The organism is Streptomyces sp. NPDC033180 (assembly GCF_055577645.1).
In genome coordinates this window covers 116,220-140,570 of record NZ_JBVIPU010000001.1, presented here as the reverse complement: position 1 = coordinate 140,570, position 24,351 = coordinate 116,220, and the positions used below count along the sequence as shown (strand labels likewise).

The following is a 24,351-nucleotide window of genomic DNA, read 5'->3' as shown; positions in this document are numbered from 1 at the left end:
CGTGAAGCTGGATTCGATGTACCAGGAAGTCATCCTGGACCACTACAAGCACCCGCACGGGCGTGGTCTGCGCGATGGCGACGCCGAGGTGCACCACGTCAACCCGACGTGCGGCGACGAGATCACGCTGCGCGTGAAGTACGACGGGTCGACGATCGCCGACGTGTCGTACGAAGGGCAGGGCTGTTCCATCAGCCAGGCCAGCGCATCCGTCCTGAACGACCTGCTGGTCGGCAAGGAGCTCGCCGAGGCGCAGAAGATCCAGGAAGTGTTCCTGGAGCTGATGCAGTCCAAGGGCAAGCTGGAGCCGGACGACGCGATGGAGGAGGTCCTGGAGGACGCCGTCGCGTTCGCCGGGGTCTCGAAGTACCCGGCGCGTGTGAAGTGTGCTCTGCTGAGCTGGATGGCGTGGAAGGACGCGACGGCCCAGGCACTTGGTACCGACGACGTCGCTGAGAGGAAGACCGCATGAGCGAGAACGAGACCCTGACCAAGCCGGCCTCCGAAGAAGAGGTCCGCGAGGCGCTGTACGACGTGGTCGACCCCGAGCTGGGCATCGACGTCGTCAACCTCGGCCTGATCTACGGCATCCACGTCGACGACGCGAACATCGCCACGATCGACATGACGCTCACCTCGGCGGCCTGCCCGCTGACGGACGTCATCGAGGACCAGGCCAAGTCCGCCACCGACGGCATCGTCAACGAGCTCAGGATCAACTGGGTCTGGATGCCGCCGTGGGGCCCGGACAAGATCACGGACGACGGCCGCGAGCAGCTTCGCGCGCTCGGGTTCAACGTCTGAGACACCTACCCATGGTTCGGCCCCCCGCACTTCGGCGCGGGGGGCCGAACTGTTTTCTACGGCACGGGCCGCGGGGCCGATGAGGCTTCCGTCAGGGTGTGCGCCAGGCCCTCCTTGCGGATGCGGCGGTCGATGTACAGCAAGGCGGTCACCAGCGGGAGGAACACGGTGGCGGCCAGTTGGGTGAGGAAGCTGCCGAGCAGACCGAGAACGGCGTACAGGCCGAACTGGGAGCGCAGTTGGTCGAGGAGGTAGGCCGACGCGGAGTCGTCCGGGTCGACCGGCGGCGGGGTCGGTGCGGCGAACTGCAGGGGGAGTCGCAGGGCAAGGGAGACGCCCAGCACGATGAGGCCCGCGAGCAGCGAGATGCCGAAGGTGTGCCACCAGGCGCCGCGCACCAGGCGCACGGAGCGCCGCAACGCCGTGAAGGGGCCCGCCGTTTCCAGGACCGCGGCCGCCGGGGCGAAGGCGAACAGGACGTACAGCCAGGCCGCGAGCGGGATCGTCACCAGGAACAACGGGAAGACCAGGCCGATGGGGATGGTCGACTGGGTCATCATCAGGAAGAGGATGGAGAAGAGGACCAGCAGGAAAGCGGCTACCGGCAGCATCAGGATCAGCGAGAGCAGCAGGGTCACGGCCAGCACGGACGGCGTCCGTGACCACGCCCTGCGCCAGACCGCGCCGAACGTCGCCGGACGGCCGAGGACCGCCTCGTGCAGCGTGGCGGCGCACGAGGCCTGGATGAACGAGTTGACGACCAGCGTGGCGAGCATGAACAGCAGCCACGCCAGGCCGAACGCGACGAGGATCGGCCTGCCCTCGTCCCAGGAGAAGTCCGCGCCCGCTTCGTTCATGGCGCTGACGTGCTCCCGCGTCGCGACGTAGACGAGCCCGAGACCTGCCACGACGACGACGGCGAGCAGGCCGTACGCCGCGATCGCGGTGCCGAACAGCGGCTTCGCGTACCGCCGCATCGTGGCGAACGTGCCGCCCAGGACCTTGTCGACGCCCAGCGGGGCGAGGGGGATGACGCCCGGCTGGGGCGGCGGGGGCGGCGGCGTCCGGCCCCAGCCCGGCGGCCCCCCGTACGGCCCGTACGGACCCGGCGGTCCCCCGTACGGACCCGGCGGTGGATACGGGCCTGGATACGGCCCCTGTGGTCCCCACCCCGATGTGTCTGACATCGCTCTCGTGCTCCGTGGTGTCGTGCGGTTCTCGCCGTGTGTCGCCTGTGGCCCCCCACAGTGATCGCGTCACCTTAACCGGTTCGTTCACCTGCGTTATGTACGGCCGTACGCAACGTTGTGTACACTCGTACGCATGGGATACGGACTGCTGGCCGCGGCCATCGCGGCGGAGGTGGCCGGGACGACGGCCATGAAGTACAGCGAAGGGTTCAGCAAGCTCTGGCCTTCGCTGATCACTGTCGCGGGGTATGTGATCGCCTTCACGCTGCTCGCGCAGACCCTGAAGACGTTGTCCGTCGGGACGGCCTACGCGATCTGGGCGGGGATAGGGACCGCCGCGGTCGCCGCCATCGGCATGATCTTCATGGGCGAGTCCGCCAGCCTGGTCAAGATCTCCGGGATCGCCCTCGTGATCCTGGGTGTCGTCGTGCTCAACCTCGGCGGTGCGCATTGATGGCCCGGCGCTACGACCCCGAGCGGCGGCAGCGGATCATCGACGCCGCGATCCGGGTGGTGGCGGACAAGGGGATAGCCGGGCTCAGCCATCGCTCGGTCGCCGCGGAGGCCGATGTACCGCTCGGTTCGACCACCTATCACTTCAAGACGCTCGACGAGCTGCTGGTGGCCGCGCTGCGGCAGGCCAACGAGGGGTTCGCCAAGGCGGTCACCGCGAGCGGCGCGTTCGAGGACACGCGGGTCGATCTCGCCGGGGAGCTCGCCGAGCTGCTCGGGGAGTGGCTCGCCGGGGACCGCACCGAGCTGGAGCTGGAGTACGAGCTCTATCTGGCCGCCCTGCGCAAGCCCGCCCTGCGGGCCGTCGCCGCCGAGTGCGGCGACGGGCTCGCCGAGGTCCTGCGGCGGCGCACCGATCCCGTCACCGCGCAGGCGCTGGTCGCGCTCGTGGACGGCATCTGTCTGCAGGTGCTGCTCACGGGCGTGCGTTACGACGAGGCGTACGCCCGCGAGGTGTTCCACCGGCTCGTGCCCGCCGACGGGGCGGACGGCGCCGTGGCGGAGCCCGGCCACTGAGACCGGTTGGCCCGCGCGGCGCACCGCCGGTTAGGTTTTCCCCATGACCGACACGAACGCTTCCCGCACCACCGGCGCCGTCGCCGCAGGCCTCGCCACCGTCACCGCCGACGGCACCGTCCTCGACACCTGGTTCCCCGCGCCCGAGCTCGTCGCCGAGCCGGGCCCCGCCGGCTCCGAGCGACTCACCGCCGAGCGCGCCGTGCAGCTGCTCGGCGAGGGCGCGGCCAAGGCCGTCGGCCAGGACGCCCGCCGCGGCGTGGAGACCATCGCCGTACGTACGGTCATCGCGTCCCTCGACGACAAGCCGCTGGACGCCCACGACGTCTACCTGCGCCTGCACCTGCTCTCGCACCGCCTGGTCAAGCCGCACGGCGTGAACCTCGAAGGACAGTTCGCCTTCCTGGCCAACGTCGCCTGGACCTCGCTCGGCCCGGTCGCCGTGGACGACGTCGAGAAGGTGCGGCTCAACGCCCGCGCCGAGGGACTGCACCTCTCGGTGACCTCCGTCGACAAGTTCCCCCGCATGACCGACTACGTCGCGCCGAAGGGGGTCCGCATCGCCGACGCCGACCGCGTGCGGCTCGGCGCGCACCTCGCCGAGGGCACGACCGTCATGCACGAGGGCTTCGTGAACTTCAACGCGGGCACGCTCGGCACCTCCATGGTCGAGGGCCGCATCTCCGCCGGTGTCGTCGTCGGCGACGGCTCCGACATCGGTGGCGGCGCCTCCACGATGGGCACCCTCTCCGGCGGCGGCAACGTCCGCATCGTGATCGGCGAGCGCTGCCTGATCGGCGCCGAGGCGGGCGTGGGTATCGCGCTCGGCGACGAGTGCGTCGTCGAGGCCGGCCTCTACGTCACCGCGGGCACCCGCGTGACCATGCCCGACGGGCAGATCGTCAAGGCCCGCGAGCTCTCCGGCGCCTCGAACATCCTCTTCCGCCGCAACTCCGTCACCGGCGCCGTCGAGGCCCGCCCGAACAACGCGGTGTGGGGCGGCCTGAACGACGTGCTGCACAGCCACAACTGAGCGTCGCCGCAGCCTGACAGAGCGCCCTCCGGTCTCCCCCGAGGGCGCTCTTCGCGTGTGCCGTGCGTAAGCTGCCCTGTCACGTGTGCGCGGGCCGCGTGGGACGACGGGAGAATGACATGCGCCGAGCGGGGATACGGGCCCTTGCCCTGGGTGGAGTGGCGGTACTGGGTCTGGTGGCCGGGTGCGGCCAGAGCGCCGGTCAGGGGCAGGACGCCGGTGCCGGGGCGGCGCAGACGGTGAGCCGCACCGCCGTCGGAACCGGCGACCACAGCTATCCGCTGGAGAAGAGCGACCTCCCCTGGAGCGGCAGCCCGAGCCCGTTCAACGCACAGGTAAAGCTCGCCGACGGGCGTCGCGTGGCGATGCACTACATGAAGGGCAAGGGGCTCTTCGTGCAGGACTACAGCCCCAAGGCCAAGGGGTGGTCCAAGTCGGCCCTGGTGTACGGGACGAAGAGCGACGCCTGCCAGGGGATCACGCTCAAGGCCAAGGACGGCACCGTCGCTGCCTTCGGGGACTTCGGCGACTACTGCGCCGACGGTGAGCCGCCGACCGAGTCGGTCGCCGCGGTCGCCACGGGCCCGCTGACGAAGTGGGCCACGCACCTCACGAAGGACTTCGACGGCTGGGAGAAGATCGCCGTCGCGGACGGGGGCAAGAAGGCCACGTTCACCCGCGGTGCCGACCAGCTCATCTGGACGAAGGCAGGAGGCTTCCCGGCCGCGGGCTGAGGCCTCTGTCCGGCGCCTGCCGGAGCGCCTCGTACGCCGCGGTCAGCCCGTCGGTCGCCTCGCGGCCGGCGGGCCGCAGCGGTGCGCGGACCGGGCCGCCGGGCAGGCCGAGCGCCCCGAGCAGCGCCTTGGAGGTGACCGTGCCCGGGAGGCCGGAGCCCATCATCAACTCGATGAGTTCCATGGCCTGTTGCTGGAGCTGGCAGGCCTGAACGGTGTCGCCCGCGTCGAACGCGTCGATGATCGAACGGAGTTGGCGCGGTGCGACATTCGCCACCGTGCTGATGTAGCCCGCGCCGCCCACCGCGTACAGCGCGAGGATGAACTCGTCGCAGCCTGTGTAGTACGCCAAGTCGGTCCGGGACAGGACCTTCTGGGTGCCCATCAGGTCGTATGCGCAGTCCTTCACGGCGACGATCCGCGGATGCTCCGCGAGGCGCAGCATCGTCTCCGGTTCGATGCGGGTTCCGGTGCGCCCCGGGATGTCGTAGAGCGCGAGCGGCAGCCCCGAGGCGTCGGCGACCTCGAGGAAGTGCGCCTCGACGGCGTCCTGCGGCGGCTTGCTGTAGTAGGGCGTGACCACCAACAGGGCGTCCGCGCCCGCCTTTTCGGCCGCGAGCGCCATCTTGACGGTGTGCCGGGTGGCGTAACTGCCGACGCCCGCGACGATCGAGGCCCGGTCGCCGACCGCCTCCGCGACGGCGCGCACGAGCGCGGCCTTCTCGCTGTCGGACGTGGTGGGGGACTCGCCGGTGGTGCCGGAGAGCACGAGCCCGTCGCAGCCGTCGGCCACGAGCCGGTCGGCGAGCAGCTGGGCGCCGTCGAGGTCGAGCAGGCCGTCGCCGGTGAAGGGCGTGACCATCGCGCAGAGGGCGCGGCCGAAGGGAGGAGGCGTTGATGAGGGTGAGGTCATAGAGGCAGTGTCGGCACGCCAACCCTGAAGCTCCACTTAATTCTGCTACGAGGTAAGGGGCAGGAACGCTACGAAGCGGCCGCGAGCGGACCGCCCCGTGACCGCCCCCCTAGTGCCAAATCGCCCCCGTATGAGCCACCATGGGCCGACGGTAGTCGACGGACGGCCGCGCGGCGGCCGGCCACAGGAGGCGTCATGAGGCTGGGCAAAGCACTCGCCACCGGGATCGCCGAGGAAGACCCGCAGGAGCGCCTGCGGCAGAAGGACCTCGGGCAGCAGACGGCGCCCGAACCCGAACCGGCGGTGACGGCCGACGAGCCCGCGGCCGAAGTCCCCGCGGCCGAGGTCCCCGCGGTCCGATGAGGCTGCGGCTCCCCGCGGAACGCCCGAAGGAGCCGCCGACCGGATACAAGATCGCCCGCCTCGCGCTGTCCCAGGACGGCGCGAGAGCGGGCTTCACCGGCGTCTCCCTGGGCGCGGCCCTGCCCTACGGCGTGCTCGACGAGGCCCGCTGCGTCTACGGGCGACGGCACGCGGCCCCGCACCGCCGCTGCGACTGCGGGTTCCACTGCGTCCACGACTCCGCCACGGCCCAGGCCCTCCTGTGCACCGCCGAACACCGGGGGGCGGCGCTGCTGCAGGTCACGGTGCTCGGCGCGTACATCCGCTTCGAGCGGGGCTTCCGGTACGCGCGCCAACGGGTGCGCGCCGTGACGGTGCAGCCCTGCAGCTGCGGGGCGCGCGCCTCGGTCCTCGCGGACGCCGGGTGGGGCAGGCCGGGGTGGCGGGTCGTGGAGGGGGCGTGCGGTGCCTGCGCGGGCAGGCGCACATCACTGGAACTCCCGGCGTTCGCCCGCCTGGCCGGAGAGGGCCTCACGGTCACCGGGGCGGGCCCCGAGACGGTGCCGGGGTCGCCGTCCGAGGCCATGGGCGTACCCGAACTGGTCGCGGAGGCGGCGCTGCTGCAGGCCCGGCTCGACGTGTTCCAGGGGGAGTTGGCACGGCTGGCGGGGGACGGGCGGGAATAGGGACCCGGAGAGCTCTCTGGCATGATCGGCGCGGGGCGCGACAGGCCGACATGACGAAGGCATGAGGCTTGATGAACAAGAACGAAACCCGAGCCGGGACAGCGAACGACAACCGGGCGGGGACGGCACAAGAGGCGCGCGTGGCCCTGGTGACGGGCTCGTCGTCGGGCATCGGCGCCGAGGTGGCCAGACGTCTCGCAGCGGCAGGGATCCGCGTGGTGCTCAACTCCGCCCGCTCGGTCGAGGCAGGCGAGAAACTGGCCGCCGAACTCCCCGACGCCCGTTATGTCCGGGCGAACGTCGCCGATGAGGACGACGCCAAACGCCTGGTCCGGTCCGCTGCCGACGCCTACGGACGACTGGACATCCTGGTCAACTGCGCGGGAGCCACCCGCTTCATCCCGCACGACGACCTCGAGACCGCGAACCCCCAGGTCTGGCGCGATCTGTACGACATCAACGTCATCGGCGTCTGGCAGACGATCACGGCGGCCGTCCCCCACCTCAGGGCGAGCGGAACGGGCAGCGTCGTCACCATCTCCTCTCAGGCGGGCGTGCGCCCCGGCGGCAGCTCGATCCCGTACTCGGTCAGCAAGGCCGCCGTGAACCACATGACGAAACTGCTCGCCAAGACGCTCGGCCCGGACATACGGGTCAACGCGGTCGCGCCCGGCATGATCGACACCCCGTGGTTCGACGGAGTGGAGGGCATCGAGTCCGCGATGGAGGAGACCGCGGCGCGGCTCCCGCTGCGCCGCGTGGGCCGGCCGCAGGACATCGCGGACGCCGTCTTCGACCTGGTGAACGCCTCGTACATCACCGGCGAGATCCTTCTGGTGGACGGCGGCGGCCACCTCCTGTGACCGGCGGTCGTGACGGGGCGCGGCGTCCCGGGCTCGGGCCGGTCGCCGCTTCCCCTGAACGGGCTTGACCTCAAGTTGGCTTGAGGTCGCAGGATGTGCGTGCGTCGGGCCGAGCAGCGCCCGTCCACCCGCAGAAGGAGCAGGTCATGAAGGCACATGTCGACACCACCTCCCTCCCCGACCCGGCACGCGCGCGCGGCGGGCTCGTGTTTCTCAGTACCTGGAGCACGGGTACGCCGGAGCGGCAGCGGGCGGCGGTCGAGGCGATCGCCGCGGCCTGGGGGAGTCGTCCGTGGCCGCACGAGGGGCTCCTGTCGTACACCGTGTACGCCGGCGCGGACGGGTCGACGCTGGCGCACCGCTCGCACTGGCGGGACGAGGCGGCGTACCAGGACTTCTTCGCCCACGGCAGGGACGAGCGGAACGCCGAGATCGACGAGGCCGTGCCGGGCATCGAACGGCTGGGGCTGCGCAAGACGCGGCTGCGGGACGGGGTGGCGCGGGCGGCCGGGGATGACCGGGTGGCAGGGGCGATCGTGATCACCGAGGGGGAGGACGCGGATCCGCAGACGGCGCCCGGCCTGATCTCCCGCCACTTCCACGTGACGACGGACGGTGAGCGGGTGATCAGCTACGCCGAGTGGGAGAGCGCGGAAGGGCTGCCGGCGGCGGGCACGTACCGCCTGGCTTGCGCTCTCGAGCCGCGTTGACCCACGTCGCCCACCGCCCTGGACGGAAAGGGGCGCCGGTGGGATGTTGAAGCGAAGTGGGGCGTCAGGGGGGAGTCGTCATGACCGCGGGCAAGGAGTTCGAGATCGCGCGGGAGTTCGAGGTCGACGCCTCTCCCACCGAGGTCTGGGAGGCGTTCACCACCGGCACCGGCGGCTGGCTGTGGCCCATGGCGGAGTACGAACCCCGGGAGGGCGGCGCCGCCCCCTTCGGTGGCGTCGTCACCCGCTGGGAGCCCCCGCACCGCCTCACCGACCGCGTCGACGACCCCGAAGGCCTCCCGCCCGGCCAGACCCGCAACCAGCTCGACCGCACCATCGAGCCGCGCGACGGCGGCCGCCGCTCATGGGTCCGCTATGTGCACAGCGGCGTCCTCACCAGCGACTGGGCCACCCAGTACGACGCGGCCACCAAGCACACCGACTTCTACCTGCACACCCTGCGCCAGTACCTGACGTACTTCCCGGGGCTCCCCGTCACCTTCACCGGCCTCGACGGCCCCGCCCCCGCCGCCGCCCCGGACGCCTTCACGAGGCTGGGCCGGCGCCTCGGTCTCCCCGACGACGCGTCGGAGGGCGCCCGCGTACGCGTGGACGCCCCCGGCGAACCCCTCGACGCGATGGTCGACTTCCGCAGCAGGCACTTCATCGGCCTGCGCACGGACACCGCGCTCTACCGCTTCTTCGGCCGCAACCACTTCGGCGCCCCGGTGGGCATCAGCATCCACGACTTCGCGTCGCAGGCGGACGCCAAGGGCACCGAAATGGCCTGGCGGGACTGGCTGCTCAGGCTCTACGGCTGACGCCTACGGCCGGAACCGCAGCACCTGAGGGTCATGATCACTGTTCTGCTCCGCGAACTCCGCGTTGATGTGCACGCTGTCGTACGCGAAGCCCTTCCCCACCCCGGGGCTCGTCAGAATCTGGTCAAGGACCTGGGAGTTGCCCTGGTAGACGTACGAGTAGCGCTCCGACCGGGGCAGAGACCTCACGGCGGACTTCAGTGCGCCCCCGGCCTCCAGCGCGGCCGTCGTCTGCGAGAACTCGAAGTCGTTCACGTCCCCCACGACCACCACGTCAGCGCTCTTCTGCACCTTCCGCACGTCCCGCACGAAGGAGTTCACCGCCTGCGCCTGCCGAAGACGCTTCGCCTCCGACGACCGCACCGGCGGCTGATGCCGCGACGTCAGCCCCTCGTCGCCGCCCTTCGACCCGAAGTGGTTGGCGACCACGATCACACTGCGCCCCCGGAAGGCGAACTCTCCGGCCAGCGGCTTGCGGCTGTCCGCCCACGCGGTGTTCGCGGGGTCGACGCGCCCGGGTGAGAGCGTCAGCGCGGCACGCCCGCCGGCGGAACGCTCGACCTCCGTGCCCGTCGTCGCGTCCCCCTGGCCCCGGTCCGTGAAGGAGACCCGCTCGGGGTTGAAGAGGAACACCTGGCGGATGTTCCCGCCCGGCTCCCCGCCGTCCTGGTTGTTCTCCGGGGCGATGGACCGCCACTCGTACCGGGGCCCGCCCGCGGCAACGATCGCGTCCGCGAACTTCTTCAAGGTCGCCTCCGCCGAGACGGTCCCGTCGTTCTTCGCGCCGTTGTCGTCCTGGATCTCCTCCAGGGCGAGGATGTCGGGCGAGGCGAGATGCGAGACGATGGCACCCGCCAGCGCGTCGAACTTGGTCTGCGGGTCACCGGGGTCGAGGTTCTCGACGTTGTACGTCGCGACAGCGAGCTCGCCCTTGGCCTGCCGCCGGGTGCTCTCCCGTACGAGACCCTTGTCCGTGACCTTCCCCAGCGTCCGGGCGACCAGTGTGTAGCCGCCGAACTGGTTGAAGTCCAGGGGCCCTTCGGCGCCATCGGACAGCGTGTCGCCGACGTTCGCCTTCGGGAAGGGCTGCTCGGAGATCGGAGCCAGCTGCTGGATCTGCAGGCGCCCGGTGTTCTGGTCGTCGTAGGACTCGTACACCGTGCCGCCGCGCCGGTTCGGGTTCTCGCGCGGCTTCACGGTGACCCACAACTCCGCGTACGGATCCGTGGCGCCGACCACGCGCGAGGTGCCGACGCGTACGTTCATGCCCTCCAGGGACTCGTACAGGTCGAGGGCGTACGAACGGGGCTTCAGGCGCAGTGCGTTGATGCTGCCGCCGTCCTCGGGGTCGCCGTCGGGCGCGTACGCGGAAGGCACCGACTTGGCGTTGACCGCGACGGGCGCGGGCAGCGCGTTGCCGGACGACTCGACCGTGACCGTCGGCCTGGTGAGCTGGGTCAGGGACTGGTTGCCGGACGCCTCGCCGCCGGGAACGTACTCGCTGACGGTCCCGGAGACGCGAACCGCGTCACCGGCCTTGACGGTCAGGGCTGCCGACCCGGTGTAGACGAAGATGCCCTCGCTGGTCGCACGGTCGGCATCGCCCTTCGGGTCCTGGATCCAAAAGCCCTTCGAGCCGTACGCGCGGACGCCGGTCACGATGCCCGTCACGTCAGTGACCTGCTGACCCGCGAGGGGCGAGAGGCGGGTGGTGCCCTGGATGTCGTGGACTCGCACGTCGGCGGCGGACGCGGACGAGGAGCTCACGGCGAGCAGACCGGCCGCCAGCGCGGTCGCCACGACGGTGGAGACGGCGGCGGATCTCACGATGGGCCGGGTGGCACGGGATATGTGCGGCATGGGAAGAACACTCCGGGTGAGTGAGGGTGAGGGTGAGGGGCGTACGAAGCAGGCCGGACGGGTGGGCGCTCAGCGCTCTACGCGCGTCAATCTCTTGTGTGACCAGGGGAGTTGTCAAGGTTCGGCGGGTGTTCTCGCCGTGTATGTCTTCTGACAGGGACATGAACCGGGCGGCATGCGTCCAAATCCGTCTAGGCTTCAACCCAGCCGAACCGTTGCTTTGCCCCGGAGGAGAACCAGCCGATGTCCGTAAGTCCCGCCACCCTGCCGCCGGTGCTGCTGCACTCCGAAGCGGAACTCGCGCGGGCCGCGCTCGCCACGCCGCTGCTCTCCCGCGCCGCGCGGCTCGCCCGCTGGGCGGGCCCCGAGACGCGGGTCGGGGCGGGCGGTGAGCTCATCGAGGAGCAGCTGCCGGCGGCCGCGGCGGAGCTGGGTCTCGAAGCGGACGACCCGGACGCCGCCGCGTACGCGAGCGAGGCCTGGCGCGTGGCCGTCGACACCGGTCTGGTGGACGTCACGGACGCGGACGAGTCGGAGGGTGAGGACGCGCCGGGCACGGTGACCGCGGGCGAGGACCTCGCCGCGCTCACCTCCGGCAGCCCGCAGGACATCCTGGCCGTCTGGCTCGGCGCCCTGGACACCGTGTACTCGGACGCGACCGTGCCCGACATGGACAACCTGCTCGACGTCCTGGAGGAGAAGGGCGAGGTCGACTTCGAGGAGCTCGGCTGGGATCCGCAGTCGGAGGAGGACTTCCTGGACGGCGTGCTCGGCAACCTGTACCTGCTCACCGCGGGCGAGGCGGGGGCGGGCGAGGGCCCGGTGCCGTTGCCCGCGCTCGCCGCGTCGATGATCGTGCCCGACGACATGGGGGAGCCGACGGACGACATCCTGGAGCAGGTGTCGGACGCGATGATGAAGCTCGACGACCAGTTCCGGCTCTTCGAGCCGCTCGGGCTCGTCGAGTACCAGCCGGTCGACGAGGCCCTCATGGTGGACATCGACGAGGCTCAGGCCCCGCTGCCGGACGACGACGAGGACGTCACCCGGTACGGCATGGTCAAGCTCACCCCGCTCGGTGTGTACGGCATCAGGGCGCGGATGCTGGAGGCCGGCGTGGACGCTCCCGCGGTCGGTGATCTCGCGGACAAGGGCGCCGACGCGCTGCTCGAAGGGACGGCAGGCTTCCCGCAGGCCGCCGCGCAGGCCGAGATCGAGCAGTGGCTCGCCCGGCACGAAGCGCTGGGCGCCGCACGGGAGTTGCTGGCCGCCGCGCGGGGCGGGGACGAGGGGGCGCCGCTCAGGCGGCTCCGGTGCCAGCAGGCGCTCTCGCTGGTGGGCGGCGAGGCGGAGCCCGCGCTGCGTGAGGTGCTCGACGACGCCGAGCTGGGCGGGCTCGCCCGGGTGTGGCTTGCCGAGCACGGGGCGGCCGACGTGCCCGCGCCCTCCGAGGCGCTGGTCTTCTGGCTGACCATCGACACGATCGCCGCGCAGCTCGCCGCCGAGGGCAACTCGGACGAGCTGCAGGGTCTCGTGGAGGGCCTTTCCGAGCAGCACAGCGGGTTCTTCGCCGCGGCCTGGCGGGTCGAACACCCCGCCACCGCGGATGTCCTGGAAGCGATGGGGCGGTTGCACCCCGACAAGAAGGTGGCCAAGGAAGCGCGCAAGGCGGCGTTCAAGGCCCGTTCGCAGCAAGGCATGTGATGTTCTGGGGCACCCGCCGGGCCGGCGATACGGCCCGGCAGGGCCCGGTTCAGCTCAGCACTGGTACAGCGTCGTGTGCTTGAACGACGACGTCGCGCCGTTGAAGCCGTACGTCCCCCGGTACGCCGGAGGGTTCTGGTACTCGCCGACGAGCGTGATCGTGTCGGCGCAGGAGCCCTGCCCCGTGCGCTTGGCGTCCAGGCGCATGGTGTCGCCCATGAAGCCACCCGTGATCTCCCACGGAGCGCCGCAGATGCCGGAGGTGATCTGGCCGCCGGTCACCACGTGCGGGTAGGTGCTCGGGTTGAACTTCACCTCCATGGCGAAGGTGATCGCGCCGCTGTGCAGCTCCAGCTTGCAGGTGGTGGTGACCGCCTCGGCGGACACCTCCTGGGGCGCGGCGAACGCCTCGTCGCGCGTCTTGACCTCGGCGCCCTGCGGGTTGTGGAAGCGGTGCTCCGCGCGGGCCTGCCCCTTCTGCTTGCGTGCCTGAGTGGTCATGAAAGCCCTCCTCTCGTGGTGCGACCGGTCAGGCCAGCTGTTCGGAGACCTCGATGCGCAGCAGCGCGCGGACGTTCTCGAGGTGGTTGAGCACGGTGACGGTCGAGGAACCGGCGAACAGCAGGCCGAGCGCGACGTTGTCGAGCGAGGTCACCAGGGACCCCGAGTCGCCGCCCGCCGAGATGTTCGTCGTCAGGATCTGGTCCTTGAAGCGGGCTGTGCCCGCCGTGCCGTAGTTGACGTCGATGGTCGCGTCCACGGCGATGATCCGGCCGAAGGAGATGTTGGTCGTGCGGCCGGTCTTCTTGACCAGGTCGCCGACCGCGACGTTCGCCTTGCGGCGCCACGCGCGCGGCGCCCCGCTGAAGTACGTCTCGCGGGTGGCGTCCTGGAAGTCGACGGTGCCGAGTGCCGCGTCGACGACGTTGTTGTGCCGCTCCAACGGAATCTGCGGGGCGAACTGGATCGTGATGAAGCGCTCCAGGGTCGCGATGCGGTCGGCCGGGTCCTGGCCGCCGTCGAAGACACCCGGCTGCACGATCGCGCTGCCCAGCTGGGCGCGGTTGGAGTCGGCGAGCACGTGGTTGTTGGACAGGATGTAGAACTTCGCCGGTATGCCGAGGCCGGGGCCCGGCGGGTCGACCGAGGCGCCGGGCAGGAAGTCGTAGACCACGCTGCCGAGCGTGCCGGCCGTCACGCGTACGTTGCCGACCGAGGCGCCGGAGGGGCACGGGCGCATCCGGCGCTTGAGGAGCTGCGGCTCGAACGCGCCGAGTCCGCTGAGCTCTTCGAGCATGGGCTGCGAAAGGCCCGCGAGCTGTTCGCTCACGCCGCCGTCGGGGCCGTACGTCACCGAGGGGTCCTCGGCGCGGCCCGCCTTGCGCTGCTGCCGCTGTGCGGCGACGTGGCCGACGGCGACGACGTCGGTGGGGGTGCCGTCGTCCATCTGGGACGGGATGACGTCCCGCTCCGGGAGCATGGACTCCGGAACCTTCTGCGTCACGAACACGATGACCGCGGGTTCGCCGGTGGGCTCTCCGTCGATCCACTTCACGCCGTGGCCGAAGCCGACGACGTTGGCCGGCGACGTCTGGGGGCCCAGGAAGTCCCCTGTCGCCTGCTGGCGTGAGCTGTCGCTGAGCTGACCGCCGGTGGGTCCTCGCATCAATTCGGGCTGGCTCACCACGCCAGACCACCTCTTCCCCTTGGTTGAAGGGTGGAGTTCCGATCGTCTTCGCAGGCCGTCCTACTGCGCTGCGGGCTCACCGATGGCGAGCACGCGCACAGGGACGCCTTCGAGCACTTCCGGAACCACGTCTTCGTCCCGGAGCCGGTCACGGGGCACCTTGCGGGTCACGAACACGACGATCACGTCCGCTCGCGAGTGATCGTCCTTCCCGATGCCGACGCCGGTGACATTGGCCAGCTTCATCAGCCGGTCCTCATGGAGGCGGCGTGCCTGCGATGCGTCCACGCGGCTCGCCTCCCCCAACGGGTGATGCAGGTAGGGGATGTCTATTGCCGTGTGGATGGCGGGTCAAGCCGTTCTGCACGAAATCTTGGCTTTATGGGTGATCCGCGCTTGATGACCTTCTTTACGAAGACTCTTCCAACCTCTCGGTCAGGTGCGCAGACGCGAGGCCCCGCTGATCAGGACACGGCGGGCGGTGGCAGGCAGGTTCATGGAAGGGAGCCCCTTGACGTCGGACGGTGTTCAACCGCCGTTTGTCCGCGAGCGGGAACGTGACGCCGACAGCAGCCCGGCCGAAACTGGAAGTATGCAGGCCGAGAGTCGCAGCACGTACACAGCCAGCCCGTAGCCCACTCGTACGCGCCTCAGGAGACATCATGTCGCTCACCCGCAGGGACTTCGCCAGACGCTCCGCGATCACCGGTGCGGGCGTCGCGCTGGTCGGCAGCGTCGGCGCTCTCGCCACCGCGCCCGGCGCGCTCGCGGCCCAGGAGACGGCGGAGGACGAGGCCGACCTCCTCGGCGCCCCCGGCTACGGCCCCCTCGTCCCCGATCCGAAGGGCCTGCTCGCGCTGCCCGCCGGATTCTCGTACCGCGTCCTCACCCACAGCGGCAGGACGAAGCTGGAGACCGGCGAATTCACGCCGTCCAACCACGACGGCACGGCCGCCTTCGAGGGCCCGCGCGGCGTGACGCTGCTCGTCAACAACCACGAGCTGAGCGGCCCCCGCTCCAAGTGGCCGCACCCGGTCCCCCTCACCGACGGCCTGGTCTACGACCCGGCCGCGTCCGGCGGCTGCACGGTCGTCGAGGTCCGCCGCGACGGGCACGTCGCCGAGTGGGTCGGCATCGCGGGCACCGCCACCAACTGCGCGGGCGGCTCCACCCCCTGGGGCACCTGGCTGACCTGCGAGGAGACCGAGGACAAGGCCGGCCAGAACGGTATGACCAAGGACCACGGCTACGTCTTCGAGGTCGACCCCTACGACCGGCGTGCCAACCGGGCGCCCAAGCCGATCAAGGCGCTCGGCCGCTACGCCCACGAGGCCGTCGTCGTCGACCCCAAGCGCGGGCACCTGTACCTCACCGAGGACGCCGACGAGCCCAACGGCCTGCTCTACCGCTGGACGCCGCCGCACGGCCTCAAGCACGGCCGCGGCAAGCTGCGCGGCCTCGCCGACGACGCGGGCGTCCTGAAGGCGCCCAGGTGCTACGACTCCGGCGGCCGTTTCGTGGACGACCTGTCCCGCGCCACCAAGATCGGCACCGTGTACGGGGTGGACTGGGTGGAGGTCCCGGACCGCGACGCCCGCACGGTCCCGGTGCGCGAGCAGTTCGACGACGGCGACATCACGCGCGCCCGCAAGCTGGAAGGCATGTGGTGGGGTGACGGCGGTGCCTACATCGTCGCCTCGTACGCCCGTGACGAGAGCCCGGTCCAGCACGACGGCCAGGTGTGGTTCTACCACCCGGCCCGCCGCACCCTGACCCTGAAGGTCCTCCTCGGCGTCAATCAGGACCCTTCCAGGGACGGCGCCTTCGACGGCCCCGACAACATCACCGTCTCCCCGTACGGCGGCCTCGTCATCGCCGAGGACGGCTCCGGCATCCAGCACCTCTTCGGGGCGACCGAGCGCGGGCGCACGTACCCGATCGCACGCAACGAACTCGCTGTGACATCAGCCGCTGCCGCGGCGGGGGGCACCCCCGAGAAGCCCTCCTACAGCGAGTTCACCGGCGTCACGTTCTCGCCCGACGGCAAGACGCTCTACGCCAACATCCAGTCACCCGGCATCATGCTGGCGATCACCGGGCCGTGGCGCAGGCAGCGCGGCTAGACCGAGCGCAGGCGTCCATGTCCCTTGCCCGCCCCGGGAGTTGACATCTAACATTTCAGTGCATGGGAGCCATGCGACCGGTGCGCCGTACCCTCCTCAGGGATCAGGCGTACGCATCGATCCGCGACGCCATCGTCGGCGGTGACATTCCGCCGGGCAGCGTCGTGCGGGACACCGAACTCGCCGCCTCGCTCGGGCTGTCCCGCGCGCCCGTCCGCGAGGCGTTCGCGCGGCTTGTCGACGAAGGGCTCCTGGAGAGCAAACCGCAGAGCCACACCCGCGTGACGCCCCTGGACGCGGCCGGCGTCAGGGACGCGGCGGCCGTCGTCCGCGCCATGCACGAACTTGTCGCCCGCGGCGCGGTGCCCCGCCTGGAGCCCGCGCACCTCCACGCGATGCGGCAGGCCAACCGCCGCTTCGCGGCGGCCGTCGCGTCCGGCGACGTGGAGCAGGCCCTGCTGGCCGACGACGATCTGCACGGCGTCCTCGTCGGCGCCTGCGGCAACAGCGCTGCCGCGGCCACCATCACCCGCTACACCCCCCTCATCCGCCGCCTGGCGAGGCAGCGCTTCGGCGAGGGCGTGACCTGTGGCTCCGCCGAACTGCACGAGCGGCTGATCGACGCGTGCGCGAAGGGCGACCCGGAAGCGGCGGCGGCCGTCACCACGGAGATCTGGCGCGTCCTGGAAGAGCTCGCCCACCCCTGAACCTCCCGGAGGCCCCGTGTCCGCACCCCTCGACTCCTACGCCCGCTACCCCCTCCTCTTCGGCCCCTCGCCCGTCCACCCCCTGGACCGCCTCACCCACCACCTCGGCGGAGCCGCGCTCTGGGCCAAACGGGAGGACTGCAACTCCGGCATCGCGTACGGCGGCAACAAGACCCGCAAGCTGGAGTATCTGGTCGCCGACGCCCTCGCCCAGGGCTGCGACACCCTCGTGTCGATCGGCGGTGTCCAGTCCAACCACACCCGCCAGGTCGCGGCCGTGGCGGCCCGCGCGGGTCTGAAGTGTGTGCTGATCCAGGAGAGTTGGGTCGACTGGCCCGATTCCGTCTACGACAAGGTCGGCAACATCCTCATCAGCAGACTCGCGGGCGCCGACGTACGCCTCGTGCGCGCCGGGTTCGGCATCGGCATCAAGGAGAGCTGGGCGCGGGCGGTGCGCGAGGTCGAAGAGGCGGGCGGGCGGCCGTACGCGATCCCGGCGGGCTGCTCCGAGCACCCTCTCGGAGGTCTGGGCTTCGCGCACTGGGCGTACGAAGTCGCCGAACAGGAGGAGGAGTTGGGGGTCTTCTTCGACACCGTCGTGGTCTGTTCGGTCACGGGGTCCACGCAGGCGGGCATGATCGCCGGCTTCGCCGCGCTCGCGGAGGAGGGCGGCCGCCCCCGCCGCGTGCTCGGCATCGACGCCTCCGCCGATCCCGGCCGCACCCGCGAGCAGATCGCCAGGATCGCGCGGGGGACGGCCGGACTCATCGGCGTGCAGGCAGAGGTCGAGGACGCCGACATCGAGCTGGACGCGCGCTACCACGCGGGCACCTACGGGCTCCCCGACGAGGCGACCCTCGACGCGATGCGGCTCGCCGCCCGCACGGAGGGCATGGTGACCGACCCGGTGTACGAGGGGAAGTCGATGGCCGGGATGATCGACCTGGTGGACAGGGGGGAGATCGCACGCGACGCGACCGTCCTGTACGCCCACCTCGGCGGGCAGCCCGCCCTGAATGCGTACAGTGCCTTGTTCTGATCCGGGGGCGTGGCGTCTGGGGTACATATGTGCGCGCGGTGCCACCGAACGACTACGTAGCGCTGTGGGGAACAGGAAATTGTGTGTCGGTTTGATGCCGATGTGAGGACCGTGTGAGCTCGGAGCATGGTGCGTCGGGGTCCGGAGGGCGCATACTCGGAACATGACGAGGCCCCCCGGTACCCGACGCCACCTGCCGAACAGCCCCTTTAACGTTCCGCCGCCGCCCGCACCGCCCATCGAGCAGTTCGCCGTGGGCGACCGGGTCTCGCACGACCAGTACGGACTCGGACGGATCGTCGGAGTCGAAGGCGAGGAAGCGGTGGTCATCGACTTCGCCGGCCGCCAGGGACGGTTCCTGAGCCCGTATCCCAAGCTGTCCAAGCTCTGATCCCCTGATCTGCGTACGACAATGGGGCGGCCGCCGGGAGGAATCCTCCGGGTGGCCGCCCCTGTACATGCCCGCTGCCGCTAGAGCGCCTGCGCCGCGGGCTTCACCATTCCGCGCACGGTCCGTGACTTCACGAAGTCACCCATGCCGGTCATTTCCCACTCTCCGGTGAACTGCTTGATCAGCTTGGCCATCATCACGCCCGTCTGCGCCTCGGCGTTCGTGAGGTCGAAGCGGACCAGCTCCTCGCCCGTCGCCGCGTCGAGCAGACGGCAGTACGCCTTGGCGACCTGCGTGAACTTCTGGCCCGAGAACGAGTTCACCGTGAAGACGAGACCCGTCACCTCCTGCGGCAGACGGCCCAGGTCCACGACGATCACCTCGTCGTCACCGCCGCCCTCGCCCGTGAGGTTGTCGCCGGAGTGCTTGATCGCGCCGTTCACGATCGACAGCTTGCCGAAGTAGCAGCTGTCCACGTGGTTGCGCTGCGGGCCGTACGCGATGACGGAGGCGTCCAGGTCGATGTCCTTGCCGCCGTACGCCGGCTCCCAGCCCAGGCCCATCTTGACCTGCGAGAGCAGCGGCTTGCCGCCCTTGACCAGGGACACGGTCTGGTTCTTCTGGAGGCTGACCCGGCCCTTGTCCAGGTTGATCTTCCCGGCACCGGGCGCGGGCGCCAAGGGAGCGGCGGGAGCGGCCGGTGCCGCGAGGCGGGGGTCCGCGACCGGCGGGGGCGGGCTCTGGACCGGGGCGGCGGGCGGCGGCGCCATCGGGGCGGCGGGCGCGGCGGCGGCCGGAGCGGCCGGGGCCGCGGGCTCCTCGACCGAGACACCGAAGTCCGTGGCGATCCCGGCCAGGCCGTTCGAGTACCCCTGGCCGACGGCGCGCGCCTTCCATGCGCCGTTGCGCAGATAGACCTCGACGATCACCAGGGCGGTCTCGCCGCCGAGCTGCGGGGGCGTGAACGTGGCGAGGACGGAACCGTCGTCCGCGTTGCGGATGGTGGCGGTGGGCTCGATGCCCTGGAAGGACTGGCCCGCCGCGTCCGGGCTCGCGGTGACGACGATCTTCTCGATGCCCGCGGGCACGGCGGTGGTGTCCACCGTGATCTTGTCGGGGGTCGTGCCGCCACCCGACTCGTAGGTCACGCCGGGGCCGGCGGGCTGGTTGAAGAAGATGAAGTCGTCGTCGGAGCGCACCTTGCCGTCGGCGGTGAGCAGCAGGCCCGATACGTCGAGCCGCACCGGAGCGGCGACGTCCACCGCCACACGGGTGGCGGAGAGAGGGATGTTCGAGCCGGGTGTCATAGCGGTCATGCACGGGGTAACGAACGTCCCGGCTTTGCCGTTCCCTTACCCGCGGAAGTTTTCTCTCGTCCTCGATCGCCGGACGGGCTGAAATCTCAGACCCGTCCGGCGATCGAGGACCGGGGCCCTTACGGCACCACCACGATCTTCCGGCCCACCCCCGACGCGAACCGGTCGAGCGCCTCGGGGTACGCATCCAGCGGCATCCGGTCGCTGATGAAGACCTCCGGATCCAGCACGCCGCCGGCGAACAGCTCCGCCGCCCGCTCATAGCTGTGCAGCACCGCCATCGACCCGGTGATGGTGATCTCCTGGTTGTAGATGCGGTAGGGATCGATGCTCACCCGCGTCGCGTAGTCGGCCACCCCGAACTGCAGGAACGTCCCCGCCTTGGCGACCCGCCCGAGGCCGTCCTGGATCGCGTTCGCGTTGCCCGTGGCGTCGACCACGATGTCCCAGCCCTGCGGCCGGTCCAGCTCGTCCGCGCCCGCAGCAGACCCCGATACGCCCAACTGCCGCGCCGTGGCGAGACGGTCCGGGTTGAGATCCACGACGTCCACGCTCGCCGCCCCCGTCCGCTTGGCGAGCTCCAGCATCATCAGGCCCATCGTTCCGGAGCCGTAGATCAGCACGTGGGCGCCCAGCTGGGCGCGGAGCACGTCGTAGCCGCGTACCGCGCAGGACAGCGGCTCGATGAGGGCCGCGTCCTGGGTGCGGACGTTCTCCGGGAGGCGCACGCAGTTCGCGACGGGCGCGAGTGCGTACTGGGCCGCGCCGCCCGCCGTGGTGACACCGATCGCGGCCCACCGCTCGCAGAGGTTGTTGTGGCCGGTGCGGCAGTAGCGGCACTCGTAGCAGTAGAGCGAGGGGTCGACGGCGACGCGGTCGCCCACCGCGAGCTCGGTGACCTCGCGCCCGAGACCCACCACCTGCCCGGCGAACTCGTGCCCCGGCACCACCGGCAGCGTGGGCGCGAACTCGCCCTGCAGGATGTGCAGATCGGTCCCGCACAGACCGCACGCGGCGACCTCGACGACGACTTCGCGCGGCCCCGGAGTGGGGTCGGGCACCTCGCCGACGACAGCCTTGCCGACGGACTCGATGATGGCGGCCTTCACTTGACGGCTCCCAACGACAGGCCCTGGACCAGCTTGTCCTGGGCGGCGAACCCCGCGGCGAGCACCGGCAGGGAGATCACGAGCGACGCGGCGCACACCTTCGCCAGGAACAGGCCCTGGCTGGTGATGAAGCCGGTCAGGAACACGGGCGCGGTCTGGGCGACCACGCCCGTGAGCACCCGCGCGAAGAGGAGTTCGTTCCAGCTGAAGATGAAGCAGATCAGGGACGTCGCCGCGATGCCCGGCAGCGCGATGGGAGCCACCACGCGCGCGAGGACGGTGGGCAGCCGAGCCCCGTCGATCTGCGCGGCCTCGATGATCGCGACCGGCACCTCGGAGAGGAAGGACTGCATCATCCACACCGCGATCGGCAGGTTCATCGACGTGTAGAGGATGACGAGCAGCCAGATGTTGTCGAGCATCTCGGCGTTCTTGGCGAAGAGATAGATCGGGAGCAGGCCCGCCACGACCGGCAGCATCTTCGTCGACAGGAAGAAGAACAGGACGTCCGTCCACTTCTTCACCGGCCTGATGGAGAGCGCGTACGCGGCCGGCAGCGCGAGGAGCAGCACCAGCAGGGTCGAGGCCACCGACGCGACCGTCGAGTTGATGAGCGAGGGCCAGGGACTCGCGCCGCCGCCCGATCCGAAGAAGTCGCGGTAGCCGTCCAGGGTGAGCGACGCGGCGAGCGAGGGCGGGTTGGTCGCGGCGTCCTCCTCCGAGTGGAAGGAGGTCAGCGTCATCCAGGCGATGGGCAGGAAGAACAGGATGCCGGCCAGCCAGGCGGCGAGGCCGAGGCCCGCGGAGCCACGGATCCGGAACCGGCTCCCGGGCTGGGTACGTGTCTGCGTCACGGCAGTGCTCATGCGCGGGACGCCTCCTCACGGAACAGGGACGAGACGACCCGCAGCGCGAAGGTCGCGATGATGATGGAACCGATGACGACGAGGACACCGGCGGCGGACGCCAGGCCGTTCTCGTGGGCCTGGTAGAAGCTCTGGTAGACGGTGTAGGGCAGGTTGGCGGTGCCCAGGCCGCCCGAGGTGATCGTGAAGACGGCGTCGAAGTTCTGCACGATGTAGATCGAGCCGAGCAGCGCGCCGAGCTCCAGATAACGGCGCAGGTGCGGCAGCGTCAGATAGCGGAACACCTGCCAGTTGCCGGCGCCGTCCATCCGGGCCGCTTCGATGAGTTCACTGTCGCGGCTCTGCAGGCCCGCGAGCAGGATCAGCATCATGAAGGGCGTCCACTGCCAGATCAGGGAGGCCTCGATGGCGATCAGCGGGGTGTTGGAGACCCAGTCGGGCTGGGTCGCGCCGTCGCCGCCCACCCAGTGGAGCAGGCCGTTGAAGAGGCCGTACTCGGGGTTGTAGAGCACGTGCTTCCACAGCAGCGCGGCGGCCACCGGCACCAGCAGGAACGGCGCGATGAGCAACGTACGCACCATGCCCCGGCCGCGGAACTTCCGGTCGAGGAGCAGGGCGAGGCCGAGGCCGATGACGACGCTCGCGATCACGACGGTGGCCGTGAGCACGATGGTCGTCAGAACGGACTTGCGCAGGTCCGGGTCGGTGAGGACCTCGGAGTAGTTGTCGAGGCCGGCGAAGCTGCGGGCGTCGGGGTAGAGCGCGTTCCAGTCGAAGAAGGAGATCACCAGCGTGGCCACGAACGGCAGCTGGGTGACGACGACCATGAAGATCAGGGCGGGCAGCAGCGGGGCCCTGGTGGCCCAGGCACGCAGCCGTCCCGACTTCCCGGCTCCGGGCACGCGCGCGGTGGTGGGCGCGACGGTGGGGGTGGTACTGGCGGTGGCGGTCATCGTCCCTCGTACTCCTCGGCGATCTTCTCGGCGAGCTTCTGTGACTTCTTGAGGGCCGATTCGACGGACTGGCGCCCGGCGATGGCCGCGCTGATCTCCTGGGAGACCTTCGTGCCGAGGTCGGTGAACTCGGGGATGCCGACGAACTGAATGCCGGGCGCGGGCCTGGGCTGCACGCCGGGGTCGGTCGGCCGGGCGCCCTCGATGGCGTCGTGGGTGACGTCCTGGAAGGCGGCGGCTTCCTTGCGGTACTCGGGGTTGTCGTAAGTCGAGGAGCGCTTGCCCGCGGGGACGTTGGACCAGCCGATCTTCTCGCCGACCAGCTGCTCGTACTCCTTGCTGGAGGCCCAGGAGACGAACTTCCAGGCCTTGTCCGGGTTGCGCGAGGCCTTCTGCAGGCCCCAGGCCCAGGTGTAGAGCCAGCCGGAGCTCCTCGTCTTCTCCACGGGCGCCGGTACGTAGCCGATCTTGCCCTTGACCGGGGACTTGGCGGACTCCAGCGAACCGGCGGCGGCCGTGGCGTCGTACCACATGGCGGTCTTGCCCTGGGTGAGGTTGTTCAGGCACTCGGCATAGCCGGACTGGGCGGCGCCGGACTCGCCGTGCTTGCGAACGAGGTCCACGTAGAAGCGAGTTGCCTTCTCGAACTCGGGTGAGTCGAGGCGGGCCTTCCACCCCTTGTCGAACCACGTCCCTCCGAAGGTGTTCACCACGGTCGTCAGCGGCGCGATCAGTTCACCCCAGCCCGGAAGCCCGCGCAGACAGATGCCCTTCATCCCGGGCTCGGCGCCGGCGTCTTCGACGTCACCCGCGAGCTTCGCCACCTGCTGCCAGGTGGGGCGCTTCGGCATGGTGAGGCCTGCCTTCTTGAACACGTCCTTCCGGTACATCAGGAAGGACGACTCTCCGTAGAAGGGCTGTCCGTAGAGCTTGCCGTCGTCCCCGGTGAGGGACTGGCGCATGGACGGCAGTACGTCCTTCTCGTCGTACGCCTTGTCCTTCCGGGTGTACGAGCCGAGTTCGTGCAGCCAGTCGTTCTTGGCGTAGATCGGGATCTCGTAGTTGCTGAGCGTGGCGACGTCGTACTGGCCTGCCTGGTTGGCGAAGTCCTGGCTGATCTTGTCGCGGACGTCGTTCTCGGGCAGGACCGTGAAGTTCACCTTGATGCCCGTTTCCTTGGTGAAGTGGGCGGCGGTGAGCTTCTGCAGTTCGACCATCTGCGGGTTGTTCACCATCAGTACGTTGATGGAGTCACCGCCAGAACCGGTCCCGCCGGCCCCGGCCCAGCAGCCGGAGAGCAGCGGGGCAAGCAGCGTCCCTGCGGCTGCCGCGGCGAGTGCGCGCGGCCTCCGTCGACTCTGGGTTCGCATGAATGCTCCTGCACGTAGGGGACGTAGGGGACGTAGGTGGATGTATCGGGATCTACAGGGGTGAGCGGGGGGTGAATTTGGGCGTACGGGATCACGAGAGG

27 protein-coding genes are annotated in these 24,351 nt (G+C 70.3%); 16 read left to right on the top strand and 11 right to left on the bottom strand.

All coding sequences use genetic code 11. The features are described 5' to 3' along the window. Window position 1 precedes the first annotated feature (1 nt). Window positions 2-472 carry a Fe-S cluster assembly sulfur transfer protein SufU gene (gene sufU / locus ACZ5WE_RS00705; RefSeq protein WP_223773964.1) on the top strand — a complete coding sequence of 157 codons (471 nt, stop codon included), beginning with the start codon at window positions 2-4 and terminating at the stop codon, window positions 470-472. Continuing rightward, window positions 469-804, top strand: a complete 336-nt coding sequence (locus ACZ5WE_RS00700) for a metal-sulfur cluster assembly factor (RefSeq protein WP_160504340.1) — start codon at window positions 469-471, stop codon at window positions 802-804. Before sufU ends, ACZ5WE_RS00700 begins: the two co-directional genes overlap by 4 nt. A gap of 56 nt (window positions 805-860) precedes the next feature. Here the strand turns inward: ACZ5WE_RS00700 and ACZ5WE_RS00695 are convergent, their stop codons facing one another. Continuing rightward, window positions 861-1,991 (bottom strand): DUF7847 domain-containing protein, encoded by a 1,131-nt coding sequence (locus ACZ5WE_RS00695; RefSeq protein WP_467690155.1) that lies wholly within the window; start codon window positions 1,989-1,991, stop codon window positions 861-863. Between the two features lie 136 nt (window positions 1,992-2,127). On the opposite strand from ACZ5WE_RS00695, the gene ACZ5WE_RS00690 reads away from it, so the two are divergent. From ACZ5WE_RS00690 to ACZ5WE_RS00675, 4 genes are all read left to right on the top strand, one after another. Beyond that, window positions 2,128-2,448, top strand: a complete 321-nt coding sequence (locus ACZ5WE_RS00690) for a DMT family transporter (RefSeq protein ID WP_467690157.1) — start codon at window positions 2,128-2,130, stop codon at window positions 2,446-2,448. After that, entirely contained in the window at window positions 2,448-3,023 is a 576-nt protein-coding gene (locus ACZ5WE_RS00685; protein WP_467690159.1) for a TetR/AcrR family transcriptional regulator, read from the top strand. The genes ACZ5WE_RS00690 and ACZ5WE_RS00685 overlap by 1 nt, the downstream gene beginning before the upstream one ends. Window positions 3,024-3,066: 43 nt before the next feature. Further along, entirely contained in the window at window positions 3,067-4,056 is a 990-nt protein-coding gene (gene dapD / locus ACZ5WE_RS00680) for a 2,3,4,5-tetrahydropyridine-2,6-dicarboxylate N-succinyltransferase (RefSeq protein ID WP_467690161.1), read from the top strand. Window positions 4,057-4,175: 119 nt separating this feature from the next. After that, window positions 4,176-4,790 carry a hypothetical protein gene (locus ACZ5WE_RS00675; protein WP_467690163.1) on the top strand — a complete coding sequence of 205 codons (615 nt, stop codon included), beginning with the start codon at window positions 4,176-4,178 and terminating at the stop codon, window positions 4,788-4,790. Here ACZ5WE_RS00675 and dapA read toward each other — a convergent pair. After that, a complete protein-coding gene (gene dapA / locus ACZ5WE_RS00670) occupies window positions 4,750-5,703 on the bottom strand; it encodes a 4-hydroxy-tetrahydrodipicolinate synthase (RefSeq protein ID WP_467690164.1) in 954 nt (317 codons plus the stop codon). The two genes, ACZ5WE_RS00675 and dapA, sit on opposite strands and share 41 nt — an antisense overlap. Before the next feature lie 195 nt (window positions 5,704-5,898). Here dapA and ACZ5WE_RS00665 point away from each other — a divergent pair, with 195 nt between their 5' ends. From ACZ5WE_RS00665 to ACZ5WE_RS00645, 5 genes are all read left to right on the top strand, one after another. Continuing rightward, window positions 5,899-6,066, top strand: coding sequence for a hypothetical protein (locus ACZ5WE_RS00665; protein WP_467690166.1), 168 nt, complete (start codon window positions 5,899-5,901; stop codon window positions 6,064-6,066). Continuing rightward, window positions 6,063-6,731, top strand: coding sequence for a hypothetical protein (locus ACZ5WE_RS00660; protein WP_467690168.1), 669 nt, complete (start codon window positions 6,063-6,065; stop codon window positions 6,729-6,731). The genes ACZ5WE_RS00665 and ACZ5WE_RS00660 overlap by 4 nt, the downstream gene beginning before the upstream one ends. Before the next feature lie 71 nt (window positions 6,732-6,802). Continuing rightward, a complete protein-coding gene (locus tag ACZ5WE_RS00655; RefSeq protein WP_467690169.1) occupies window positions 6,803-7,594 on the top strand; it encodes an SDR family NAD(P)-dependent oxidoreductase in 792 nt (263 codons plus the stop codon). Between the two features lie 146 nt (window positions 7,595-7,740). Next, the gene (locus ACZ5WE_RS00650; RefSeq protein WP_467690170.1) at window positions 7,741-8,304 is read left to right on the top strand and encodes an antibiotic biosynthesis monooxygenase; all 564 of its coding nucleotides are present in this window, start codon (window positions 7,741-7,743) and stop codon (window positions 8,302-8,304) included. Window positions 8,305-8,384: 80 nt separating this feature from the next. Then, entirely contained in the window at window positions 8,385-9,125 is a 741-nt protein-coding gene (locus ACZ5WE_RS00645; protein ID WP_467690172.1) for an SRPBCC family protein, read from the top strand. A gap of 3 nt (window positions 9,126-9,128) precedes the next feature. On the opposite strand, the gene ACZ5WE_RS00640 is transcribed toward ACZ5WE_RS00645, so the two are convergent. Further along, a complete protein-coding gene (locus ACZ5WE_RS00640) occupies window positions 9,129-10,985 on the bottom strand; it encodes an endonuclease/exonuclease/phosphatase family protein (protein ID WP_467690174.1) in 1,857 nt (618 codons plus the stop codon). A 243-nt stretch (window positions 10,986-11,228) separates the two neighbouring features. Here ACZ5WE_RS00640 and ACZ5WE_RS00635 point away from each other — a divergent pair, with 243 nt between their 5' ends. Next, window positions 11,229-12,689, top strand: coding sequence for a hypothetical protein (locus tag ACZ5WE_RS00635; protein ID WP_467690176.1), 1,461 nt, complete (start codon window positions 11,229-11,231; stop codon window positions 12,687-12,689). Window positions 12,690-12,743: 54 nt separating this feature from the next. Here the strand turns inward: ACZ5WE_RS00635 and ACZ5WE_RS00630 are convergent, their stop codons facing one another. The 3 genes from ACZ5WE_RS00630 to ACZ5WE_RS00620 all read right to left on the bottom strand — a co-directional run bounded on the left by ACZ5WE_RS00630 (window position 12,744) and on the right by ACZ5WE_RS00620 (window position 14,664). After that, a complete protein-coding gene (locus tag ACZ5WE_RS00630; protein WP_467690177.1) occupies window positions 12,744-13,190 on the bottom strand; it encodes a hypothetical protein in 447 nt (148 codons plus the stop codon). Window positions 13,191-13,218: 28 nt separating this feature from the next. Next, window positions 13,219-14,373: a chymotrypsin family serine protease gene (locus tag ACZ5WE_RS00625; protein WP_467690179.1), complete on the bottom strand. Its 1,155-nt coding sequence runs from the start codon at window positions 14,371-14,373 to the stop codon at window positions 13,219-13,221. Between the two features lie 63 nt (window positions 14,374-14,436). Then, entirely contained in the window at window positions 14,437-14,664 is a 228-nt protein-coding gene (locus tag ACZ5WE_RS00620) for a hypothetical protein (protein WP_467690180.1), read from the bottom strand. 374 nt (window positions 14,665-15,038) lie between these two features. On the opposite strand from ACZ5WE_RS00620, the gene ACZ5WE_RS00615 reads away from it, so the two are divergent. From ACZ5WE_RS00615 to ACZ5WE_RS00600, 4 genes are all read left to right on the top strand, one after another. Further along, window positions 15,039-16,499 carry an alkaline phosphatase PhoX gene (locus ACZ5WE_RS00615; protein ID WP_467690182.1) on the top strand — a complete coding sequence of 487 codons (1,461 nt, stop codon included), beginning with the start codon at window positions 15,039-15,041 and terminating at the stop codon, window positions 16,497-16,499. A 62-nt stretch (window positions 16,500-16,561) separates the two neighbouring features. Further along, window positions 16,562-17,206, top strand: a complete 645-nt coding sequence (locus ACZ5WE_RS00610) for a GntR family transcriptional regulator (RefSeq protein ID WP_467690184.1) — start codon at window positions 16,562-16,564, stop codon at window positions 17,204-17,206. Window positions 17,207-17,222: 16 nt separating this feature from the next. Next, window positions 17,223-18,245, top strand: a complete 1,023-nt coding sequence (locus ACZ5WE_RS00605; protein ID WP_467690186.1) for a 1-aminocyclopropane-1-carboxylate deaminase — start codon at window positions 17,223-17,225, stop codon at window positions 18,243-18,245. A gap of 163 nt (window positions 18,246-18,408) precedes the next feature. Continuing rightward, window positions 18,409-18,636: a CarD family transcriptional regulator gene (locus tag ACZ5WE_RS00600; protein ID WP_249590658.1), complete on the top strand. Its 228-nt coding sequence runs from the start codon at window positions 18,409-18,411 to the stop codon at window positions 18,634-18,636. Window positions 18,637-18,716: 80 nt separating this feature from the next. Here ACZ5WE_RS00600 and ACZ5WE_RS00595 read toward each other — a convergent pair whose 3' ends face one another. The 5 genes from ACZ5WE_RS00595 to ACZ5WE_RS00575 form a co-directional block, all read right to left on the bottom strand. Next, on the bottom strand, window positions 18,717-19,943 hold the full coding sequence (locus ACZ5WE_RS00595; protein ID WP_467690376.1) for a TerD family protein: 1,227 nt from the start codon (window positions 19,941-19,943) through the stop codon (window positions 18,717-18,719). A 128-nt stretch (window positions 19,944-20,071) separates the two neighbouring features. Continuing rightward, window positions 20,072-21,061: a zinc-dependent alcohol dehydrogenase family protein gene (locus ACZ5WE_RS00590; protein WP_467690188.1), complete on the bottom strand. Its 990-nt coding sequence runs from the start codon at window positions 21,059-21,061 to the stop codon at window positions 20,072-20,074. Then, window positions 21,058-21,927: a carbohydrate ABC transporter permease gene (locus ACZ5WE_RS00585; RefSeq protein ID WP_467690190.1), complete on the bottom strand. Its 870-nt coding sequence runs from the start codon at window positions 21,925-21,927 to the stop codon at window positions 21,058-21,060. Before ACZ5WE_RS00585 ends, ACZ5WE_RS00590 begins: the two co-directional genes overlap by 4 nt. Further along, window positions 21,924-22,880 carry a carbohydrate ABC transporter permease gene (locus ACZ5WE_RS00580; protein ID WP_467690191.1) on the bottom strand — a complete coding sequence of 319 codons (957 nt, stop codon included), beginning with the start codon at window positions 22,878-22,880 and terminating at the stop codon, window positions 21,924-21,926. Before ACZ5WE_RS00580 ends, ACZ5WE_RS00585 begins: the two co-directional genes overlap by 4 nt. Next, entirely contained in the window at window positions 22,877-24,250 is a 1,374-nt protein-coding gene (locus ACZ5WE_RS00575; protein ID WP_467690193.1) for an ABC transporter substrate-binding protein, read from the bottom strand. The genes ACZ5WE_RS00580 and ACZ5WE_RS00575 overlap by 4 nt, the downstream gene beginning before the upstream one ends. Between the last annotated feature and the right edge of the window lie 101 nt (window positions 24,251-24,351).

What these genes read in the sequence shown, in the direction of transcription:
- ACZ5WE_RS00645 (WP_467690172.1), top strand. Translation starts at nt 8,385, where the DNA reads ATGACCGCGGGCAAGGAGTTCGAGATCGCGCGGGAGTTCGAGGTCGAC.
- ACZ5WE_RS00635 (WP_467690176.1), top strand. Translation starts at nt 11,229, where the DNA reads ATGTCCGTAAGTCCCGCCACCCTGCCGCCGGTGCTGCTGCACTCCGAA.
- ACZ5WE_RS00700 (WP_160504340.1), top strand. Translation starts at nt 469, where the DNA reads ATGAGCGAGAACGAGACCCTGACCAAGCCGGCCTCCGAAGAAGAGGTC.
- ACZ5WE_RS00630 (WP_467690177.1), bottom strand. Translation starts at nt 13,190, where the DNA reads ATGACCACTCAGGCACGCAAGCAGAAGGGGCAGGCCCGCGCGGAGCAC.
- ACZ5WE_RS00660 (WP_467690168.1), top strand. Translation starts at nt 6,063, where the DNA reads ATGAGGCTGCGGCTCCCCGCGGAACGCCCGAAGGAGCCGCCGACCGGA.
- ACZ5WE_RS00675 (WP_467690163.1), top strand. Translation starts at nt 4,176, where the DNA reads ATGCGCCGAGCGGGGATACGGGCCCTTGCCCTGGGTGGAGTGGCGGTA.
- ACZ5WE_RS00640 (WP_467690174.1), bottom strand. Translation starts at nt 10,985, where the DNA reads ATGCCGCACATATCCCGTGCCACCCGGCCCATCGTGAGATCCGCCGCC.
- ACZ5WE_RS00610 (WP_467690184.1), top strand. Translation starts at nt 16,562, where the DNA reads ATGGGAGCCATGCGACCGGTGCGCCGTACCCTCCTCAGGGATCAGGCG.
- dapD (WP_467690161.1), top strand. Translation starts at nt 3,067, where the DNA reads ATGACCGACACGAACGCTTCCCGCACCACCGGCGCCGTCGCCGCAGGC.
- ACZ5WE_RS00615 (WP_467690182.1), top strand. Translation starts at nt 15,039, where the DNA reads ATGTCGCTCACCCGCAGGGACTTCGCCAGACGCTCCGCGATCACCGGT.
- ACZ5WE_RS00580 (WP_467690191.1), bottom strand. Translation starts at nt 22,880, where the DNA reads ATGACCGCCACCGCCAGTACCACCCCCACCGTCGCGCCCACCACCGCG.
- ACZ5WE_RS00600 (WP_249590658.1), top strand. Translation starts at nt 18,409, where the DNA reads ATGACGAGGCCCCCCGGTACCCGACGCCACCTGCCGAACAGCCCCTTT.
- dapA (WP_467690164.1), bottom strand. Translation starts at nt 5,703, where the DNA reads ATGACCTCACCCTCATCAACGCCTCCTCCCTTCGGCCGCGCCCTCTGC.
- ACZ5WE_RS00685 (WP_467690159.1), top strand. Translation starts at nt 2,448, where the DNA reads ATGGCCCGGCGCTACGACCCCGAGCGGCGGCAGCGGATCATCGACGCC.
- ACZ5WE_RS00575 (WP_467690193.1), bottom strand. Translation starts at nt 24,250, where the DNA reads ATGCGAACCCAGAGTCGACGGAGGCCGCGCGCACTCGCCGCGGCAGCC.
- ACZ5WE_RS00585 (WP_467690190.1), bottom strand. Translation starts at nt 21,927, where the DNA reads ATGAGCACTGCCGTGACGCAGACACGTACCCAGCCCGGGAGCCGGTTC.
- ACZ5WE_RS00595 (WP_467690376.1), bottom strand. Translation starts at nt 19,943, where the DNA reads ATGACACCCGGCTCGAACATCCCTCTCTCCGCCACCCGTGTGGCGGTG.
- ACZ5WE_RS00665 (WP_467690166.1), top strand. Translation starts at nt 5,899, where the DNA reads ATGAGGCTGGGCAAAGCACTCGCCACCGGGATCGCCGAGGAAGACCCG.
- ACZ5WE_RS00695 (WP_467690155.1), bottom strand. Translation starts at nt 1,991, where the DNA reads ATGTCAGACACATCGGGGTGGGGACCACAGGGGCCGTATCCAGGCCCG.
- ACZ5WE_RS00650 (WP_467690170.1), top strand. Translation starts at nt 7,741, where the DNA reads ATGAAGGCACATGTCGACACCACCTCCCTCCCCGACCCGGCACGCGCG.
- ACZ5WE_RS00690 (WP_467690157.1), top strand. Translation starts at nt 2,128, where the DNA reads ATGGGATACGGACTGCTGGCCGCGGCCATCGCGGCGGAGGTGGCCGGG.
- ACZ5WE_RS00655 (WP_467690169.1), top strand. Translation starts at nt 6,803, where the DNA reads ATGAACAAGAACGAAACCCGAGCCGGGACAGCGAACGACAACCGGGCG.